We start from the raw sequence: 18,851 nt of genomic DNA, 5'->3' as shown, positions 1-18,851 counted from the left end.
CCTCCGGTCGGTGGGCAGGACGAAGCACATGCCGACCAGACTTCCCGGCGCACCTAGGTTTTCTTGTCGCGTCACTGACGCGATCCTTACTTTACCTAACGAGACGGGGTTGTGTCCGGCGAGAATCACTTTAAGGAGATTTGCGCCTTTCGTCCCGACGGAGGGGGCCTGCGGGGCGAGACGCGCGGAAGCCCGCCCCGAGCGGCTCGGGGCGGGCTTCCGCGTCGTACGACCGGGACTCAGTCCTCGCTGGACGTCGTCGGCAGCTGGGTCTGGATGAGCGACATGACCGAGGAGTCGGTCAGCGTCGTGACGTCTCCCAGCTCCCGGTTCTCCGCCACGTCACGCAGCAGGCGACGCATGATCTTGCCCGAGCGGGTCTTCGGCAGCTCCGCCACCGGCAGGATCCGCTTCGGCTTGGCGATCGGGCCGAGCGTCGCGCCGACGTGGTTGCGCAGGTCGGAGACGAGGTTCTCCACCGCGTCAGCGGATGATGCCACCGTCTCGCTCGCCGTGCCGCGCAGGATGACGAAGGCGACGATGGCCTGGCCGGTCGTCTCGTCCGCGGCGCCGACGACGGCCGCCTCGGCCACGGACGGGTGGGAGACGAGCGCCGACTCGACCTCGGTGGTCGAGATGTTGTGGCCCGAGACGAGCATGACGTCGTCGACCCGGCCGAGCAGCCAGATGTCGCCGTCCTCGTCCTTCTTGGCGCCGTCACCGGCGAAGTACTTGCCCTCGAAGCGGGACCAGTACGTGTCGATGTAGCGCTGGTCGTCGCCCCAGATCGTGCGGAGCATCGACGGCCACGGCTCGGTGAGGACCAGGTAGCCACCGCCGCCGTCCGGCACCTCGTTCGCCTCGTCGTCGACGACGGTCGCGGAGATGCCCGGCAGCGCGCGCTGGGCGGAGCCCGGCTTGGTCTCGGTGACGCCCGGCAGCGGCGAGATCATCATCGCGCCGGTCTCGGTCTGCCACCAGGTGTCCACGATCGGGCACTTGTTGGCGCCGATGTGCTCGCGGTACCAGACCCAGGCCTCGGGGTTGATCGGCTCGCCGACCGAGCCCAGCACGCGGAGGCTGGAGAGGTCGAACTTCGCGGGGATGTCGTCGCCCCACTTCATGAACGTACGGATCAGCGTCGGCGCCGTGTAGAGGATCGTGACGCCGTACTTCTGCACGATCTCGAAGACCCGGCCCTGGTGCGGGGTGTCCGGGGTGCCCTCGTACATGACCTGCGTCGCGCCGTTGGCCAGCGGGCCGTAGACGATGTACGAGTGGCCGGTGACCCAGCCGATGTCGGCGGTACACCAGTAGACGTCGCTCTCCGGCTTCAGGTCGAAGACGGCGTGGTGCGTGTACGCGGCCTGGGTGAGGTAGCCGCCGGAGGTGTGCAGGATGCCCTTCGGCTTACCCGTCGTACCGGAGGTGTAGAGGATGAAGAGCGGGTGCTCCGCCTCGAAGGCCTCCGGGGTGTGCTCGGCGGACTGGCGGGCGACGATGTCGTCCCACCACACGTCGCGGCCCTCGGTGAAGGCCGTGTCCTGGCCCGTGCGGCGGACCACGAGGACGTGCTCGACCTGCGGGCACTTGGCGACGGCCTCGTCGATGGCCGGCTTGAGGGCGCTCGGCTTGCCGCGGCGGTAGCCGCCGTCGGCGGTGACGACCAGCTTGGCGTCGGCGTCCTGGATGCGGGAGGCCACGGCGTCGGCCGAGAAGCCGCCGAAGACCACCGAGTGGGCGGCGCCGACGCGGGCGCAGGCCAGCATCGTGACGGCCGCCTCGGGGATCATCGGCAGGTAGACGGCGACCCGGTCACCCTTGCGGACGCCCAGCTCGGTCAGGGCGTTGGCGGCCCGCGAGACCTCGTCCTTGAGCTCGGCGTAGGTGATGGCGCGGCTGTCGCCCGGCTCGCCCTCGAAGTGGATGGCGACCCGGTCGCCGTGGCCCGCCTCGACGTGACGGTCGACGCAGTTGTACGCCACGTTCAGCTCGCCGTCCGCGAACCACTTGGCGAACGGCGGGTTCGACCAGTCGAGCGTCTCGGTCGGCTCGGTGGCCCAGGTCAGGCGCTTGGCCTGCTCGGCCCAGAAGCCCAGCCTGTCCGCCTTGGCCTGCTCGTACGCCTCCGCCGTCACATTGGCGTCCGCGGCCAGCTCGGCGGGCGGCGCGAACCGCCGCTCTTCCTTGAGCAGGTTGGCCAAGGATTCGTTGCTCACGACATCTCCCTTTCCCAGGGCGTCCTCTGTGCGTATGTGTCCCGCGTCATAGCTCATCAGTCCGAGGCCCGGGTGACAAGAGTCTCCAGGGAATTGGTTTAGACCTGTGAGTTGTATGACGTGCGGTGGCCCCTTCTTCCCGAGCGGTGGGAGAAGGGGCCACACAGTCTCACGGACGGCCGGAGCGGATGGTTCAGGACGCGCGGGGCGATTCGGTCCGGCGACCTCAGGAGGCCTCGGGCCGAGCCGGTCCGGCGACCTCAGGAGGCGCGGGCCGGGCCGGTCCGGCGACCTCAGGACGCGCGGGCCGTCGTCAGGTGATCCGACTCCAGGTGGTCGCTCGGCATGACCTGCGTGAAGACGTCGTCGTAGCTGTGGACCTCGTCCGTGCCCGACAACAGGTACGCCTGCGCCTCGCCCACATGGAAGTACATGCCGTGCAGGGTGAGGCTGCCCTCGGCCAGTCGGCGCGCCACCGACTCGTACGCCCTCAGGTGCTCCAGCTGCTGGACCACGTTGGTCAGGCAGAGCTGCTCGACCGCGTCGGCCGGCAGCCGTCCGGAGATCCGGGCCCAGGCGTGTCTACGGCTCGCCATCCGGTCCAGGCTCGGCCGGCCGTGCCGCAGCCAGCGCCGCAGCGGGGTCGGCGGTGTCGCCGGATCGTCCGGGCCGCTGCCGAGCAGGGCCTGCATCGCACCGCAGCCGGAGTGGCCGCACACGGTGATCGACTCGACCCGGAGCACGTCCACCGCGTACTCGATCGCCGCCGCGACCGAGTCGTCCCCGCTCTCCTCGCCGGGGAGCGGGACGAGGTTGCCGACGTTCCGCACGGTGAAGAGGTCGCCGGGGCCGCTGGAGGTGATCATGCTGGTGACCAGGCGGGAGTCGGCGCAGGTCAGGAAGAGCTGGGAGGGGCGCTGGCCCTCGCGGGCGAGGCGGGCGAGCTCGTCCCGTACGAGCGGGGCGGTGTTCCGCTGGAACTTGCCGATGCCGCTGGCCAGGTGCAGCCCCGACGTCCGGCGGGTCTCGGCGGGCGCGGCGGCCTCTTCGGGGCCGTCGGCCCCGTCGGCCTCCCGCTCACCGCATGGGTGGTTGTGCCACGGCGTCCAGGGGCGGCAGCAGGTGTGGGAGGCGGTGTCGGCCGCCGCGTCGGGGGAGGCGTGGGGTTCGGCGATCCGGACGCCGGAGGGGCCGGTCGTCTCGACCGTGCCGCCGTGGGCGAGGTGCCCGGACGTCCACTCGCTCAGCGTCTCGAAGGCGGCGTGGTCCATGAAGGACCCGTCCAGTTCGACCACGACGTGGGAGCCCCGGGGCAGCTGGTGCAGGGCCCGGCTCAGTCGGGGGACGGCGAGGAAGGTCAGCTGGCCCCGGACGTGCAGCAGTTCGTGTCCGTCCCGCTCCTCGCGGGTGATGCGGGTGCGGGCCAGCCGGTGCAGCGCGACGGCGATGGCCACGGCGATCCCGAGGGCCACGCCCTCCAGGATGCCGACGAGGGTGACACCGGCCAGCGTCACTGCGTAGACGACGACCTCGCGGTGGCGGGTGACCGTGCGGATGTGGGTGATGCTGACCATCTGGATGCCGACCACCATGACGAGCGCGGCGAGCGCGGCCAGCGGGATCAGGTCGAGCACGGGGACGAGCAGCAGGGCCGCGAGCACGATCCATAGGCCGTGGAGCATGGTGGAGGCGCGGCTGACCGCGCCCGCCGACACGTTGGCGACGCTGCGGACCGCGACTCCGGCGACCGGCAGGCCACCGAGCGCCCCGGAGACCACGTTGGCCGCGCCCTGTCCGGCGAGCTCGCGGTCGAGGCCGGAGCGCGGGACGGTCCGGCCGAGGTCCGGGCGGGCGGCGACCAGCTTGTCGACCGCGACGGCGGAGAGCAGCGACTGCACGCTCGTGACCAGGGTGATCGTGAGCACGCCGGCCGCGATCCCGAGGACCGGCCCCTCGGGCAGCCCTGGCAGTGCGTGGCTGCTCCAGGAGGGCAGGTCGACGCGGGGCACCGCCAGTCCGGTGAGTGCGGCCAGCGCCGTCGCCCCGGCCACCGCGACGAGCGCGGCGGGGGCCTTCCGTACGAGTCGACCGGCCCTTCCCGGCAGCTTCGGCCAGCACAGCAGCACGGTCACGGTGAGGGCGCTGATGGCGAGCGCGGACGGGTGGACGTTCGCCAACTGGGCGGGCAGGCCCAGGACGTTGGCCACGGAAGAGCTCTGCGGCGTGCCGCCGAGCACGATGTGGAGTTGGGCGAGGGCGATGGTGACGCCGATGCCGGCCAGCATGCCGTGCACGATCGCGGGCGAGACGGCGAGTGCGGAGCGGGCCACCCGCAGGGCGGACAGGCCGAGTTGGGCGAGGCCCGCGAGGACCGTGATGGCGCAGGTGGTGCGCCAGCCGTACCGCTGGATGAGCTCGGCGGTCACGACGGTGAGGCCGGCGGCGGGCCCGCTCACCTGCAGGGGGGAGCCGCCGAACCGGCCGGCGACGATGCCGCCGACGGCGGCGGCGACCAGGCCGGACTGGAGCGGGGCTCCGGTGGCGAGCGCGATGCCGAGCGAGAGTGGCAGGGCGATCAGGAAGACGGCGACCGAGGCGGACAGGTCCGCGCCGGCGATGCGGAAGCGGCGGGGCCCGTCCGGCGGGCTGTGGGGCCGCTGGCTTCGGGGTCGGTTGGTCGTGCGGGCGGGGGTGCAGAGGGTCATGTTCCCGTCTCCTCCGGGGCAGCGCGGTCGCGGCTCGTGCGGGACGAACGTGGGGGTCGCGGCCATGGGTCACGGCGTGCAGCGGCGGGATTCCGGCGGGATCCCCGGGATGGGGAGGATCAACGCTCGGTAAATGGATCGTAATGGAGAGTAAAGTCTGCGGCATTATTTTCGGGGCAAACAGGGCAATGATTCACCGGTTCCGGTGACAGGTGGACGGGATTCCGCTTGTCGTTTCATCTCTCCGGCGGCTCCGGTGCGACGTTGGCGCCGCTCGTACGGAACGTGTGATCTGAGGAGAGGTGGGCGGATGCCAGCCGCCGGGAGAAGGACCGCAGTCCACAAGAAGGCGCTTGCCGCCGGTGCCCTCGCCGTCGCCCTGATCACCGGCCTCGCCGGCTGCTCGGGCTCCGACGGCTCCGACGGCGCCGCCACGAAGGCCGTGCCGGGCGGGACGGGCCCCAAGAAGGGTCCGGCCGCGGCTCCGGAGAACACGGTCCGCATGATCGGCGACGGCTCCACGGCCTTCACCGGAGCCCAGCCCCACCAGCCGGTCTGGCAGCGCCTCAAGCCGGGGGAGACCCCGCCGCAGTTCGTGGTCTTCTCGTGGGACGGCGCGGGCGAGGACAGCCAGAAGCTGTTCTCCCACTTCCGCTCGGTCGGCCGGAAGTACGACGCGACCATGACGTACTTCCTCAGCGGCGTGTACCTGCTGCCCGAAGAGAAGCGGAAGCTCTACGACCCGCCGCAGCACAGCGCGGGGCGCTCCGACATCGGCTTCAACGACGTCGACGGCATCCGTGACACCGTCCGCGAACTGCGTGCCGCGTGGCAGGAGGGCAACGAGATCGGCACCCACTTCAACGGGCACTTCTGCGGGAAGGACGGGGGTGTCGGCACCTGGTCGGTCGATGAGTGGAAGAGCGAGATCAACCAGGCCAAGTCCTTCGTCAAGAACTGGAAGACGAACGCCGGCCTGCGCGCGGAGCAGCCGCTTCCCTTCGACTACGACAAGGAGCTCGTCGGCGCCCGCACCCCCTGCCTCGAAGGCCGGAAGAACTTCGTCCAGGCAGCCGCGCAGATGGGCTTCCGCTACGACACGAGCGGCGTCAACGACCAGATCTGGCCCAAGAAGGACCTGGGCCTGTGGGATCTGTCGATGCAGCTCGTGCCGGTCCCGGGCCGCGCCTTCCAGACGCTCGCCATGGACTACAACTTCCTGGTCAACCAGTCGGGTACGACCCAGGGCGACCCCTCGCAGCACGCGTTCTGGGGCAACCAGATGCGGGACGGCCTGGTGCAGGCCTTCGAGCGCTCCTACCAGGGCAACCGCGCGCCGCTGATCATCGGAAACCACTTCGAGTCCTGGAACGGCGGCACGTACATGCGTGCCATCGAGGAGACCATCGCGACGGTCTGCGTGCAGAAGGACGTCGAGTGCGTGTCCTTCCGTCAGCTCGCCGACTGGCTCGACGCCCAGGACCCCGAGGTCATCGCCAAGATGCGCACCCTGAAGGTCGGCGAGGCCCCGCAGGGCGGCTGGCAGACCTTCCTGGCCGCCCAGCCGCCCGCCCCGGCGGGTGCCCCGGCGGCTAAGCAGGCTGCACGGCACTGAGCCCTTCGGACAGTACGAAACCGGGGTCGACCTGCGCCGCCAGGTCGGCCCCGGTCTTGGCGTTGCCCCAGCTCTCCGCGTTGCGGAGGTGGAAGTGGACCATCTGGCGCGTGTAGCGCTCCCAGTCGCGGAGGGCGTACGAGTCGTCGGCCGCGTCCTGGAGGGCCTGGAGCGACATGCGGTTCTCCGCCTCCAGGAGCTCGAAGCGCGGCGGGTGGCCCTTCTCCATCGCGCGGACCCAGTCCGAGTGGCCCACCGTCACGAGCAGGTCCTCGCCGACCTCCGCGCGCAGGAAGTCGAGGTCGTCCTGGCCCTGCACCTTGTTTCCGACGACCTTGAGCGCGACGCCGAAGTCCCGTGCGTACTCCTTGTACTGGCGGTAGACCGAGACGCCCTTGCGGGTCGGCTCGGCGACCAGGAAGGTCATGTCGAAGCGGGTGAAGAGGCCGGAGGCGAAGGAGTCCGAGCCCGCCGTCATGTCGACGACCACGTACTCGTCGGCCCCGTCGACCAGGTGGTTGAGGCAGAGCTCCACCGCCCCGACCTTCGAGTGGTAGCAGGACACCCCGAGGTCCGACTCCGTGAAGGGGCCCGTCGCCATCAGCCGGATGTCGCCGTCGTCGAGCCGGACCGTGCGCGCGCAGGTCTCGTAGACCGGGTTGTCCTCGCGGACCCGAAGGAGCCGCGAACCCTCCCCGGGCGGCGTCGTCTTGATCATCGTGTCGGCGGAGACGATCCGCGGGTTGGAGCCCCGCAGGTACTCCTTGATGAGCGGCAGGTGCGCGCCCATCGCGGGCATCGCCGCGGCCTCCTGCTCGGGCAGTCCGAGCGCGGCGCCCAGGTGCTGGTTGATGTCGGCGTCGACGGCGACGACCGGGGACTCGGTGGCGGTGAGGTGGCGGATGAAGAGAGAGGACAGCGTGGTCTTGCCGCTGCCGCCCTTCCCCACGAAAGCGATCTTCATGTTCACCTAGCGTAGTGGCATGAGTGCGTGGCGTGGTCAAGGTGCGTGAAGAAGACCACTCCATCGTGGGGCGGGCCGCCCGGGCGCGTAGCCTCCCTACTTATGAGTACGCACGACTCTGACCCCCTGGCCGCCCTCGGCTCCCTGCCGGGCGTCGCCGACGCGGTGGACTCCGTACGCAAGGCCGTCGACCGGGTCTACGGCCACCGTGTGATGCGGCGCCGCAGCAACGAGATCTCGTCCGAGGCGGCGCTCCGCGGGGCGCGCGGCTCGGCCGCCCTGTCCGGCGCCGACTGGGCCCTGGAAGAGGTCCGCCGACGCACCGACTTCAGCGCCGACGCCGAGGCCCGCACGGTCGGCGCCGCCCTGCGCCTGGGTGCGGAAGCCGGGCAGCTGCTCTCCATCTGGCGCCAGTCGCCGATGCGGGTGCTCGCCCGCCTCCACCTGGTCGCCGCGGGCGACACGGGGGCCTCGGGCGACACGGGTTTCGCGGTCGGTTCGGGCGGTTCCGACAGCTCGGCCGACTCGGTCGGGCGGCCCCGGCTGGACGGCGAATCGGTCGACGAGCCGCTGATCGAGGCCCCGCTGCCGACGCCCTCCGAGGTCGCCGGCCGGCTGGACGGACTTGCCGGGCTGATCGTCGCGGGCGGCGAGGCCCCGGCGCTCGTGACGGCCGCGGTGGTGCACGGCGAACTGCTCGCGCTGCGCCCCTTCACCTCGTACAACGGTCTGGTCGCGCGGGCGGCGGAGCGGATCGTGCTGGTCGGCAGCGGTCTCGACCCCAAGGCGATCTGCCCTGCCGAGGTCGGCCACGCCGAGCAGGGGCGCGCGGCGTACCTCGCCGCGTTCGAGGGGTACCTGACGGGCACCCCGGAGGGTGTGGGTGCCTGGATCGCGCACTGCGGGCGCTCGGTCGAGCTGGGGGTCCGGGAGTCGACGGCCGTCTGCGAGGCGCTTCAGCGCGGCGCGGCCTGACGCGGATCCGTTTCCGGCACCGGCTCCAGTTGCGATCCAGAGCCGGGCCGGAAACGGGTTGCGGCGGCACCAGATCTGGTACCGCCGCTGGCACGTCTACCCAGTTACCATGCGTCCTCGATAAGTGCCCATCAGGCCGGGACTTTGCCCGTGGCCTGGTGTGGCTGGCCCGTAATCGACGGGTCGACGTCGCGTGGGTGCTCGGTTTCTGTGCTAGGTCCGTGGGGCCTTCATGCTCAACAGGTGATCCTCTCGGATGTCCTCGGTCTCGCGGGCCTGATTCCTTTCTACTCCTGTCGGAGTGGAAGCGAAAGTGCTGGCTCCGCTTCTTTGCTCATTGCTCAAATTCGGGCAAAGCCATCGGCGAGCCGATGGGCGAGCGCGGCCTGACGGCGCCGCGAGGCGTACCAGACGAGTCCGGCCGCCGCCGCCGCGCCCAGGGCCGCCGCGGCGACGAGTGCGGGACGGGGCGGCATCCGGAATTCGGGCAGCCGCTGCTTCAGGCGCACCGGCTTGTCGAAAGAGAGCACTGGCCATTCCCGGGCGACGGCCTCGCGCCGCAGTGTCCGGTCGGGATTGACCGCGTACGCGTGGCCGACGGCCTCCAGCATGGGGATGTCGGTCGCCGAGTCGCTGTAGGCGTAGCAGCGGGAGAGGTCGTACCCCTCCGACTCCGCGAGCTCCCGGACGGCCTCGGCCTTCGTCGGTCCGTAGGCGTAGTACTCCACCTCACCGGTGAAGCAGCCGTCCTCGCCGACCACCATCCGGGTGGCGACGACACGGTCGGCTCCGAGCATCTCGCCGATCGGCTCGACGACCTCGGCACCGGACGTCGAGACGATCACGACGTCGCGGCCGGCGGCGTGGTGTTCCTCGATGAGGGAAGCGGCCTCGTCGTAGATGATCGGGTCGATCAGATCGTGCAGGGTCTCGGCGACGAGCTCCTTGACCTGGGCGACGTTCCAGCCTTTGCAGAGCGCGGAAAGATATTCACGCATCCGCTCCATCTGGTCGTGATCGGCTCCGCCCACCAGGAACACGAACTGGATGTAGGCCGTCCGCAGGGCGGCGCGGCGGCTGATCAGTCCGCCCCGGTAGAAGGACTTGCTGAAGGTCAGCGTCGAGGACTTCGCAATGACCGTCTTGTCCAGGTCAAAGAAGGCGGCTGTGCGCGGCAAGGAGTGGTTTTCCACAAGCCTGAGCATAGGTGCCCGCCATTCGGCGTACGCTGGGGCGCATGGGTTTGCCTGAGAAGGCTCTCGGGTACACCATGGAAGTCACGGATCGTTCGCGACCGTGCTAACCCGGTCCGGCTCCTCCCCCCCCGAGTCGGCCGGAAAGACGACCCCCGCTCTCCCCCCCGGCGGGGGTCGTCGCATGTCCGGAGCCGTTTTGGTCCTCCGTGTCATCGCTCGATCCTCTCTCCGTTCACCTCGGCCGCGATCCGGCCGGTCTGTCGTCGAGCACTCGATTCCTCACTCAGAGTAACCGGCAGGCTGCGTTCCGGGGAGTCTCCGGAGGGATGGCGGAGATATTCACAGGGCCTTGGTTATCCACAGTTTTTCGGCAAGATCCGCATGATTTCCGGTGCGGCCCCACGGTGATTCCTGTCGCGAAGTTCGCGGACGGCAGGATTCACGAGAGGGGCGTGCGGCGTGGAGACAACAAGGACTTCCGGGGCCAGGAGTGCGGCGAGGACATCGGTCAGGGCGTCGGCGAGGGCCTCGTCCCGGGTGACGGACCCGGATGGGGCTGCCGGACCGCGCCGTGCCGGGCCGCTGATCGTCACCGAGGACCTCGCGCTCCTGGACGACCTGCTCCGGCTGTGCGCGGCGGCCGGAGTCGAGCCCGAGGTGCACCACCGGGTGCCGGAGCGCCGGGCCGCCTGGACCGATCCGCCGCTCGTCCTGGTCGGCGACGACGCGGCGGCCCGCTGCACGGCGGGGGTACGCCGGCCCGGGATCGTCCTCGTCGGCCGTGAGCAGGACGATCCGGGGGTCTGGCGGCTGGCCGTCGAGGTCGGCGCGGAGTGCGTGCTGAGGCTGCCGGAGGCAGAGAGCCTGCTGGTCGACCGCATCGCCGACGCGACCGAGGGCGTGGGGCGGCAGGCCCTGACCGTCGGGGTCGTCGGCGGTCGGGGCGGCGCGGGCGCCTCCACCTTGGCCTGCGGCCTCGCGCTGGCCGCCGCGCGGACCGGGCGGCGCACCCTGCTCGTCGACGGCGACCCGCTGGGCGGAGGGCTCGACGTACTGCTCGGCGGTGAGCGCGAGGACGGCAGGCGCTGGCCCGACTTCGCGGCCTCGAAGGGACGGCTGGCCGGCGGCGCCCTGGAGGAGTCCCTTCCCTCGGTGCGCGGCGTGCGGGTGCTCAGCTGGGGCAGGGAGCCCGCGGCGCCGATGCCGCCCGAGGCCGTGCGGTCCGTGCTCGCCGCCGCGCGCCGCCGTGGCGGGGTCGTCGTGGTCGACCTGCCGCGTGGGACCGATGAAGCGGCCACCGAGGCCCTGGCCCAGCTCGACCTGGGGCTGCTCGTCGTTCCGGGGGAGCTGCGGGCCGTCGCGGCCGCCCATCGGGTGGCCTCGACCCTCGGCATGATCGTGCGCGACCTGCGGGCCGTCGTTCGCGGGCCGTACGCGGCGGGGCTCGACGAGCGCTGGGTCGCCGACGCGCTGCGGCTGCCGTTGGCCGGTGAACTCCCCTACGACCCGGGGATCGTCGACGACCAGGACGCGGGCGTACCGCCGGGAGCGGAGCCCCGTGGGGCGCTCGGCCGGTTCTGCACGACCTTCTGGGAGCGTGCGCTCGTCCCCGGCGGCGCGGCATGACCGGGGCCCTCGTCGCGGGCGGCGGGCTCGGGGCCGGTGGAGCGGGACTGCTCGACGCCGTGCGGCAGCGGCTCGCGGCGAGCGGCGCCGATCCCACCCCGGCGCGGGTGGCCGCGGCGCTGCGGGCCCAGGGGCGGCTCCTGGGCGACGCGGAAGTGCTCGGCGCGGCCGAGGAGCTGAGGTGCGAGCTCATCGGCACGGGCCCGCTGGAGCCGCTGCTCGCCGATCCGGCGGTCACCGACGTCCTGGTCTCGGCGCCCGACCGGGTGTGGGTGGACCGGGGCACCGGTCTCGAACGGGCCCCGGTGTCCTTCCCCGACGCCACTGCCGTCCGCAGGCTCGCGCAGCGGCTCGCGGCGGTCGCGGGGCGCCGGCTCGACGACGCGCGGCCGTGGGTGGACGCGCGGCTCCCCGACGGCACCCGGATGCACGCGGTGCTGCCGCCGGTGGCCGTCGGCTCGACCTGTCTGTCGCTGCGGGTCGTGCGCCCGCGTGCCTTCTCCCTGGAGGAGCTGGCCGAGGCGGGCACCGTCCCGCCGGGCGGAGCCCGGGTCCTGCGGGCGCTGATCGAGGCCCGCGTGTCGTACGTCGTCAGCGGCGGTACGGGGACGGGGAAGACGACCCTGCTCGCCTCCCTGCTGGGGCTCGTGGGGGAGCGGGAGCGGATCGTGCTCGCCGAGGACTCGGCGGAGCTGCGGCCCGACCACCCGCACGTGGTGCGCCTCGAAGCGCGGCCCGCGAACCAGGAGGGCGCCGGTCTCGTGACCCTGCGGGACCTGGTCCGCCAGGCGCTGCGGATGCGGCCCGACCGGCTCGTGGTCGGCGAGGTCAGAGGCGGCGAGGCCGTGGACCTGCTCGCCGCCCTCAACACGGGCCACGAAGGCGGGTGCGGGACGGTCCACGCCAATACGGCGGCGGACGTACCGGCTCGTCTGGAGGCGCTCGGTACGGCGGGAGGGCTCGACAGGGCGGCCCTGCACAGCCAGCTGGGCGCCGGGCTTTCGGTGGTGGTCCACCTCGTGCGGGCCCGGGACGGGCGGCGGCGGATCGCCGAGATCCACGTCCTGGAGCGGGACCGGGACGGGCTCGTACGGACCGTTCCCGCGCTGCGGTGGGGCGTGGCGGGCTTCGAGCGGGAGCGGGGCTGGGAGCGGTTGCGGTCGCTGATCGGGGGCGAGGCGTGGTGACGTCGGATCTGGTGTCGGTGCGGGCCGTGGGGGAGGGGGCGGCGCTCTTCTGCGCGGGGCTCGTCCTGTGGTGGCTGGTCGAGTGGTGGCGAGGGAGGGGCCGGGCACGGGTGGTGCTCGCGGGGGGGCGTTCCGGAGGGACGTGACGAGCGGGAGGGGCGGCGGGCGTGGTGGGCGGCGGCCGCCCGCCGATGGGCCCTGGTGCGGAAGCGGCGCGCCTGGTTGTGCCTGCCGGTGGCGGGGGTGGTCGCGCTGTGGGGCGGATCGCCGTTGCCGCTGCTGGCCGGGGCGGTCGCGGTGCCGCTGGTGGCGCGGCGGCTGCGGGCGGCCGAGCGGCGGAAGGAGCAGGAGGCGCGGGCCGAGCGGGTGGTGGCCCTGTGCGGGGCTGTCTCCGGGGAGTTGAGGGCCGGATGGCAGCCCGCGCAGGCGTTGTCCTTCGCGGCCCGCCAGACGGGCGCGCTCGGCGACGAGGAGGCGGTGGTGCTCGCGGCGGCCCGGTTCGGCGGGGACGTGCCGGAGGCGCTGCGGCGGGCCGCTCACCAGGGTGGTGCCGACGGCCTCGCGGGTCTTGCGGCGTGCTGGCAGGTGGCCGTGGACGGGGGTGCGGGTCTTGCGGCGGGGCTCGACCGGCTGGAGGCGGCTCTGCGGGAGCACCGGGAACAGCGGGAGCGGCTGCGGGCCGAACTGGCCGGGGCCTGGGCGACGGTGACGGTCCTCGCGGTGCTTCCGGCCGCGGGACTCGCCATGGGGGCGGCGCTGGGCGCCGACCCGCTGAGGGTGCTGCTGCACACGCCGGCGGGCCTGGGGTGCCTGGCGGTGGGCGGGGCGCTGGAGGCGGCCGGGCTGTGGTGGGCCGCGCGGATCGTCCGGGGAGGTGAGCGGGGGTGACGGGGGCCGTTCAGGTCGCGGCGCTGGTGGTGCCGGCGATGGCTCTGTGTGTGCAGGCCGGCAGGGAAGTGGTGCACGAGCGGCGGGCGCGTGGGATGCGGCGACGGGTGGGGAGCCTGCTGGCGGCGCCAGGGGCCCCGGCCCGCAAGCCTCTGCCCGGGAGGCATCTCCCTGGGAGACCTCTGGGCCGGAAGGCCGGCGTCGAGTGGTCGCCGTGGGTGGGGCGGTGGGCGGTGCCGTTCGCGGCGGCGCTCGTCGGCTGGGTGCTGCTCGGTGGGCTCGGCGGCCTGTGCTCGGGGGTCCTGGCGGCCTGCGGGACACGGTGGAGGCGGATGCGCGGGCGCCCCTCCGCTTCGGTCGACGTCGAGGTGGCGGCACGTCACCTTCCGCTCGCGGCCGATCTGTTGGCGGCGTGCGCCTCCGCCGGGGCGGGGCCCGGGGAGGCGGTGGAGGCGGTGGGGCGGTCGCTGGGAGGCCCGCTGGGCGAGCGCCTCACCCGCACGGCGGCCGAGCTGCGGCTCGGCGGTGAACCGGCCGAGGTGTGGCGGAGGTTCGGCGCGATACCGGGTGCGGAGGGGCTGGCCCGCTGCTTGGAGAGGGCCGGTTCCTCGGGGGCGCCCGCCGCGGAGGCCGTCGCCCGGCACGCGGCCGGCCTGCGGGCTGCCAGGGCCCGCACGGCGGCGGCCCGGGCGCGCAGGGCACAGGTCCTGATCAGCGCGCCCGTGGGGCTCTGCTTCCTGCCCGCGTTCCTGGCGGTGGGAGTGGCGCCCGTGGTGATCGGGCTGGCGGCTGGACTGCTGGACAGATGAACGCAACGACAAGGCGAGACAAGGAGATCGACATGGCGGGCAAGGCGACGGTGAACGGTTCGGTGAGCGAGGGAGCGGGCTGTGGCGTGAGGTGCCGGCTGAGCGGGTGGTGGCGGGCTCGGCGGCGGGCAGCGCGGTCCGACGAGGGGATGACGACGTCCGAGTACGCGGTGGGGACGATCGCCGCGGCGGCCTTCGCCGCGGTGCTCTACAAGATCGTGACGAGTGGCACCGTCTCCGGAACTTTGGAGTCGGTGATCGGGAGGGCCCTCGATGCGCCGTTCTGACCGGGGGTTCGTGACCGTGGAGGCAGCGCTGGTGCTGCCCGTGCTCGCACTGTTCACGGTGACCCTGCTCTGGGCGCTGGCCACGGCCGCCGCGCAGATCCGGTGCGTGGACGCGGCACGGGCGGGGGCTCGGGCGGCGGCCCGCTCCGAGCCGGTCGCCGCCGCGGAGGCGGCGACCAGGGCCGCCGCGCCCGAGGGTGCCCGGGTGTCGGTGACGCGGTCGGGGGAGCTGTGGCGGGTGACGGTGGAGGTGGCGGCCCCGGGTCCCCGGGGCATGGGGGTGACCCTGCGGGCGGGCGCGGCGGCCCTCGCGGAGGACACGGTGGGCGAGGCCCCGGCGTTCGGGGGCACGGCGTTCGAGGGTCCGTCGTGACGGCGGGCCGGACCGGTCGCGCGGGCCGGGGCGGGAGGGGGGATCGGGGGGTGGCGACCGTGTGGACGGCGCTTGCGGCCTGTGTGGTGTGTGTGGTGTTCGGGGTGGTTCTCGCGCTCGGGCAGGCGGTGGTGGCCCGGCACCGGGCCGGTGGGGCCGCCGATCTGGCGGCTCTCGCCGCCGCCGACCGGGCCTTGTGGGGCGAGGAGGAGGCGTGCGGCGCCGCCGCCCGGGTGGCCGCCGCGCAGGGTGCCGAACTGCTGCGGTGTGCCGTGCGCGGCGAACTCGCCGATGTGACCGCCCGGGTGGCACGCGGGCGGTACCGGCCGGAGGTCAGGTCGCGGGCCGGGCCGCCGGTGACGCTTCCTCAGGAGGTGTCGCCTCAGGGGGCGTCGGCTCCGGGGCTTCCCGCAGCAGTTCCGTGAGGAGGCGTACCGCGCCCCGCTTGTGCAGCGGATCGTTGCCGTTGCCGCACTTCGGGGACTGGACGCAGGAGGGGCAGCCCGCCTCGCACTCGCAGGAGGCGATGGCTTCGCGGGTCGCGGTCAGCCAGGCCCTGGCCGTGTGGAAGGCGCGCTCGGCGAAGCCCGCGCCGCCCGGGTGGCCGTCGTACACGAAGACGGTGGGCAGCAGCGTGTCGGGGTGGAGCGGTACGGAGACGCCGCCGATGTCCCAGCGGTCGCAGGTGGCGAAGAGCGGCAGCATGCCGATGGAGGCGTGTTCGGCGGCGTGCAGGGCGCCCCCGAGGATCTCCGGGGTGACCCGGGCGGCGTCGAGCTGGTCCTCGGTGACCGTCCACCACACGGCCCGGGTGCGCAGGGTGCGGGGCGGCAGGTCGAGCTTGGTCTCGCCCAGTACCTCGCCGGTGATCAGCCGGCGGCGGAGGAAGGAGACGACCTGGTTGGTGACCTCGACGGAGCCGTAGCAGAGGCGGCCGGCTCCCCAGGGGATCTCGGTGTCGGTTTCGAGGACGGAGACGGAGGTGGTGTCGCGGGCGGTGGTGGAGTAGGGCGGGACGGCCTCCTCCACGAGGGCCACGGAGTCCTTGAGGTCGAGCTCCCGCACCAGATACGTACGGCCCTGGTGGAGGTGGACGGCGCCCTCGTGGACGGCGGCGTGGGAGGCGGCCTCGTCGACCGTGCCGAGCAGGCGGCCGGTGCCGGCCTCCACGATCTGGACAGGTCTGCCTCCGCCGCCCCGGATGTCGGTCAGGTCGGCCGCCCGCTCGCGGCGGGTCCAGTACCAGCCGGTGGACCGGCGGCGCAGCAGCCCGGCGTTCTCCAGCTGGGGCATCAGACCGGGCGCGGCGGGGCCGAAGAGCGTCAGGTCCGCCTCGGTCAGCGGAAGTTCCGCGGCGGCGGCGCAGAGATGGGGGGCGAGGACGTAGGGGTTGTCGGGGTCCAGGACGGTCGACTCGACCGGCTGTTCGAAGATCGCCTCGGGGTGGTGGACCAGGAAGGTGTCCAGCGGGTCGTCCCGGGCGACGAGGATCGCGAGGGCGCCCTCGCCCGAGCGGCCGGCACGGCCCGCCTGCTGCCACAGGGAGGCACGGGTGCCCGGGTAGCCGGCGATCACGACGGCGTCCAGGCCGGAGACGTCGACGCCCAGCTCCAGGGCTGTCGTGGCGGCCAGGCCGAGGAGCTCGCCCGAGTGCAGGGCGCGCTCCAGGGCCCGGCGTTCCTCGGGCAGGTAGCCGCCCCGGTAGGCCGCGACCCGGCGGGCCAGGGCACGGTCGGTCTCGGCGAGCCGTTCCTGGGCGATCACCGCGATCAGTTCGGCCCCGCGCCGGGAGCGGACGAAGGCGACCGAGCGCACGCCCTGGCGGGTGAGGTCGGTCAGCAGGTCGGCGGTCTCGGCGGTGGCCGTGCGGCGCACGGGCGCGCCGCGCTCGCCGTGCAGCTCGGTGAGCGGCGGCTCCCACAGGGCGAAGACCAGTTCGCCGCGCGGGGAGGCGTCGTCGGAGATCTCGGTGACCGGCAGTCCGGTGAGGCGGCCGGCGGCGAGGGCGGGTTCGGCGGAGGTGGCCGAGGCGAGGAGGAACACGGGATCGGAGCCGTACCGGGCACAGATCCGGCGCAGGCGGCGCAGTACCTGGGCGACGTGGGAGCCGAAGACGCCCCGGTAGGTGTGGCACTCGTCGATCACGACGTAGCGCAGGGCGCGCAGGAAGGAGGACCACCTGGGGTGGGAGGGGAGTATGCCCCGGTGCAGCATGTCGGGGTTGGTCAGCACGTAGTTCGCGTACTGGCGGACCCACTCGCGCTCCTCGACCGGCGTGTCGCCGTCGTAGACGGCGGGGCGGATCCGGGTGCCGAGCGGGCCGGCCAGCTCCCGCACGGCGCGCCGCTGGTCGGCGGCGAGGGCCTTGGTGGGCGAGAGGTAGAGGGCGGTGGCCCCGCGTCCGTTGGGGGCCTCCGCGCCGTCCAGGAGGGTCGTGAGGACCGGGGCGAGGTAGGCGAGCGACTTGCCCGAGGCGGTGCCTGTGGCGATCACCACGGAATCGCCGTTCAGGGCGTGCTCGGCGGCCTCCGCCTGGTGCGCCCAGGGGTGCTCGATCCCGGCCGTCTGGATCGCGCCGATCACCTCCGGGCGGATCAGGTGCGGCCAGACGGCATGACGGCCCTCCCGAGCGGGAATGTGCTCCGTATGGGTGACGCGCGCGGCCCGACTCTCGGAGGCGGAGAGCCGGTCGAGGACCACGCCGGGGGAGGGGCGACTGCCCGTGTCCCCGGCCGGACGACTGGGGCGGTGATTCTTGGCCATCGGCACCGAGTGTGTCACTGCCAGGACGGACAATGCTTCCAAGGCGTCGTGCACGACAGCCGGTAAGTGATTGAATGCCATTGCGGCTGGCGATCAGTTCCCTGGCTCCGCCCGGGAGGCCCGAGGGGGCGATCGCCCGATAGCAAGGTGCTGGAGGATCCGTGGACCTGTCCCTGTCGACTCGCAATGTGTCCGGCGCTGGTGGCGACCGTACGGTCGTCGAGGTCGGTGGCGAGATTGATGTGTATACCGCGCCCAAGCTGCGCGAGCAGTTGGTCGAGTTGGTGAACGACGGCAGCTACCACCTGGTTGTCGACATGGAGGGCGTGGACTTCCTCGACTCCACCGGCCTCGGTGTGCTCGTCGGCGGCCTGAAGCGCGTTCGCGCGCACGAGGGCTCGCTGCGTCTGGTGTGCAACCAGGAGCGCATTCTGAAGATCTTCCGGATCACGGGACTCACCAAGGTGTTCCCGATCCACCAGTCGGTCGAAGAGGCCGTCAACGCGGTCGACTGCCCCAGGGGGATCGCATGGCCACCGTTGAACTCCGATTCAGCGCTCAGCCCGAGCACGTCCGTACGGCCCGCCTGGTGGCGGCCGCGGTCGCCCGCCGGGCCGGAGTGGACGAGGCGGTCCTCGACGAGGTGCGTCTCGCCGTCGGCGAGGCCTGTTCCCGTGCGGTCGGGCTGCATCGCAGCAACGGCGTCACGACCCCCATCAGGGTCGTGCTGACCGAGGAGGAGAAGACGTTCTCCATCGAGGTCGGCGACGAGGTGCCGGGCGCGGGTGTGGCGGCGGCTGATGCCGCCGGTGTGCCCGGTGCGCGGTCCTCGGCCCCGGCCGACGACTTCGACGACGCCGACGGCGAGGACGAGATGGGGCTCGCGGTGATCCGCGGGCTCGTCGACGATGTCGAGGTGAGCGCCGGAGAGCACGGCGGCACCATCCGCATGAGCTGGCCGACCAGCCCGGCGGACGTCCTGTCCTGACACCGCCCGACCGGTACACGCGCGACGAGAAGAGGCCCTGCCCTGTGCAGGGCCTCTTCTCGCGTTCCAGGACCGCCACCGTCCTGGCATCGCCCCAGGTCCTGGCCTCGCCGGCCAGACCCGGCGCAGCCCAGCCCGGCTCTGCCCTCGTCGGCCCGGCCCGGCCCGGCCAGCCCTGGCCTCGCCCGCCAGCCCAGCCCTGGCCTCGCCCAGCCCAGGCGCTCACCCGGCCAGCCCCGCTCCGCCCCGTCTCGCG

General features: G+C 72.9%; 15 protein-coding genes and 1 pseudogene. 11 read left to right on the top strand and 5 right to left on the bottom strand.

Going from position 1 to position 18,851, the window contains the following annotated elements; genetic code table 11:
* Positions 1 to 239: 239 nt before the first annotated feature.
* Positions 240 to 2,219: an acetate--CoA ligase gene (gene acs, locus OG580_RS16365; RefSeq protein WP_267044415.1), complete on the bottom strand. Its 1,980-nt coding sequence runs from the start codon at positions 2,217 to 2,219 to the stop codon at positions 240 to 242.
* A 293-nt stretch (positions 2,220 to 2,512) separates the two neighbouring features.
* Complete coding sequence (locus OG580_RS16360; protein ID WP_267044414.1) at positions 2,513 to 4,924, bottom strand: SulP family inorganic anion transporter; 2,412 nt, start codon at positions 4,922 to 4,924, stop codon at positions 2,513 to 2,515.
* Positions 4,925 to 5,234: 310 nt separating this feature from the next.
* Between OG580_RS16360 and OG580_RS16355 the strand changes: the two genes are divergently transcribed.
* Positions 5,235 to 6,539 (top strand): hypothetical protein, encoded by a 1,305-nt coding sequence (locus OG580_RS16355; RefSeq protein ID WP_267044413.1) that lies wholly within the window; start codon positions 5,235 to 5,237, stop codon positions 6,537 to 6,539.
* On the opposite strand, the gene OG580_RS16350 is transcribed toward OG580_RS16355, so the two are convergent.
* Positions 6,517 to 7,503 carry an ATP-binding protein gene (locus tag OG580_RS16350; RefSeq protein WP_267044412.1) on the bottom strand — a complete coding sequence of 329 codons (987 nt, stop codon included), beginning with the start codon at positions 7,501 to 7,503 and terminating at the stop codon, positions 6,517 to 6,519. The two genes, OG580_RS16355 and OG580_RS16350, sit on opposite strands and share 23 nt — an antisense overlap.
* Before the next feature lie 102 nt (positions 7,504 to 7,605).
* Here OG580_RS16350 and OG580_RS16345 point away from each other — a divergent pair, with 102 nt between their 5' ends.
* Positions 7,606 to 8,478 (top strand): oxidoreductase, encoded by an 873-nt coding sequence (locus tag OG580_RS16345; RefSeq protein ID WP_267044411.1) that lies wholly within the window; start codon positions 7,606 to 7,608, stop codon positions 8,476 to 8,478.
* A 341-nt stretch (positions 8,479 to 8,819) separates the two neighbouring features.
* On the opposite strand, the gene OG580_RS16340 is transcribed toward OG580_RS16345, so the two are convergent.
* A complete protein-coding gene (locus OG580_RS16340) occupies positions 8,820 to 9,683 on the bottom strand; it encodes an HAD family phosphatase (protein WP_267044410.1) in 864 nt (287 codons plus the stop codon).
* Between the two features lie 528 nt (positions 9,684 to 10,211).
* Here OG580_RS16340 and ssd point away from each other — a divergent pair.
* From ssd to OG580_RS16305, 7 genes are all read left to right on the top strand, one after another.
* Positions 10,212 to 11,300: a septum site-determining protein Ssd gene (ssd, locus tag OG580_RS16335; RefSeq protein WP_267044409.1), complete on the top strand. Its 1,089-nt coding sequence runs from the start codon at positions 10,212 to 10,214 to the stop codon at positions 11,298 to 11,300.
* Positions 11,297 to 12,487 (top strand): TadA family conjugal transfer-associated ATPase, encoded by a 1,191-nt coding sequence (locus OG580_RS16330; protein ID WP_267044408.1) that lies wholly within the window; start codon positions 11,297 to 11,299, stop codon positions 12,485 to 12,487. The genes ssd and OG580_RS16330 overlap by 4 nt, the downstream gene beginning before the upstream one ends.
* A 6-nt stretch (positions 12,488 to 12,493) precedes the next feature.
* Entirely contained in the window at positions 12,494 to 13,375 is an 882-nt protein-coding gene (locus OG580_RS16325) for a type II secretion system F family protein (protein ID WP_267048025.1), read from the top strand.
* A 38-nt stretch (positions 13,376 to 13,413) separates the two neighbouring features.
* Positions 13,414 to 14,184, top strand: a complete 771-nt coding sequence (locus OG580_RS16320; RefSeq protein ID WP_267048024.1) for a type II secretion system F family protein — start codon at positions 13,414 to 13,416, stop codon at positions 14,182 to 14,184.
* 86 nt (positions 14,185 to 14,270) lie between these two features.
* Positions 14,271 to 14,471 carry a DUF4244 domain-containing protein gene (locus tag OG580_RS16315; protein ID WP_323182682.1) on the top strand — a complete coding sequence of 67 codons (201 nt, stop codon included), beginning with the start codon at positions 14,271 to 14,273 and terminating at the stop codon, positions 14,469 to 14,471.
* Positions 14,458 to 14,844 (top strand): TadE family type IV pilus minor pilin, encoded by a 387-nt coding sequence (locus OG580_RS16310; protein ID WP_267044406.1) that lies wholly within the window; start codon positions 14,458 to 14,460, stop codon positions 14,842 to 14,844. The genes OG580_RS16315 and OG580_RS16310 overlap by 14 nt, the downstream gene beginning before the upstream one ends.
* Positions 14,841 to 15,269 carry an Rv3654c family TadE-like protein gene (locus OG580_RS16305; RefSeq protein WP_267044405.1) on the top strand — a complete coding sequence of 143 codons (429 nt, stop codon included), beginning with the start codon at positions 14,841 to 14,843 and terminating at the stop codon, positions 15,267 to 15,269. The genes OG580_RS16310 and OG580_RS16305 overlap by 4 nt, the downstream gene beginning before the upstream one ends.
* Here OG580_RS16305 and OG580_RS16300 read toward each other — a convergent pair.
* Positions 15,178 to 17,688, bottom strand: a complete 2,511-nt coding sequence (locus OG580_RS16300) for a DEAD/DEAH box helicase (protein ID WP_267044404.1) — start codon at positions 17,686 to 17,688, stop codon at positions 15,178 to 15,180. The two genes, OG580_RS16305 and OG580_RS16300, sit on opposite strands and share 92 nt — an antisense overlap.
* Positions 17,689 to 17,768: 80 nt before the next feature.
* On the opposite strand from OG580_RS16300, the pseudogene OG580_RS16295 reads away from it, so the two are divergent.
* Positions 17,769 to 18,119: pseudogene (locus OG580_RS16295) on the top strand (STAS domain-containing protein); the annotation flags it as partial.
* A 17-nt stretch (positions 18,120 to 18,136) separates the two neighbouring features.
* Entirely contained in the window at positions 18,137 to 18,595 is a 459-nt protein-coding gene (locus OG580_RS16290) for an ATP-binding protein (protein ID WP_267044403.1), read from the top strand.
* Positions 18,596 to 18,851 lie beyond the last annotated feature (256 nt).

The sequence above is a fragment of the Streptomyces sp. NBC_00094 genome, from assembly GCF_026343125.1.
GTDB lineage: Bacteria > Actinomycetota > Actinomycetes > Streptomycetales > Streptomycetaceae > Streptomyces.
The sequence above is the reverse complement of the archived record's forward strand: the minus strand, read 5'-3'. Positions and strand labels throughout refer to the sequence as shown.

Coding starts and splice junctions, on each gene's coding strand:
- OG580_RS16350 (WP_267044412.1), bottom strand. CDS start 7,503: ATGAAGATCGCTTTCGTGGGGAAGGGCGGCAGCGGCAAGACCACGCTG.
- OG580_RS16360 (WP_267044414.1), bottom strand. CDS start 4,924: ATGACCCTCTGCACCCCCGCCCGCACGACCAACCGACCCCGAAGCCAG.
- OG580_RS16320 (WP_267048024.1), top strand. CDS start 13,414: ATGGCTCTGTGTGTGCAGGCCGGCAGGGAAGTGGTGCACGAGCGGCGG.
- OG580_RS16330 (WP_267044408.1), top strand. CDS start 11,297: ATGACCGGGGCCCTCGTCGCGGGCGGCGGGCTCGGGGCCGGTGGAGCG.
- OG580_RS16300 (WP_267044404.1), bottom strand. CDS start 17,688: ATGGCATTCAATCACTTACCGGCTGTCGTGCACGACGCCTTGGAAGCA.
- OG580_RS16340 (WP_267044410.1), bottom strand. CDS start 9,683: ATGCTCAGGCTTGTGGAAAACCACTCCTTGCCGCGCACAGCCGCCTTC.
- OG580_RS16310 (WP_267044406.1), top strand. CDS start 14,458: ATGCGCCGTTCTGACCGGGGGTTCGTGACCGTGGAGGCAGCGCTGGTG.
- OG580_RS16290 (WP_267044403.1), top strand. CDS start 18,137: ATGGCCACCGTTGAACTCCGATTCAGCGCTCAGCCCGAGCACGTCCGT.
- OG580_RS16345 (WP_267044411.1), top strand. CDS start 7,606: ATGAGTACGCACGACTCTGACCCCCTGGCCGCCCTCGGCTCCCTGCCG.
- OG580_RS16355 (WP_267044413.1), top strand. CDS start 5,235: ATGCCAGCCGCCGGGAGAAGGACCGCAGTCCACAAGAAGGCGCTTGCC.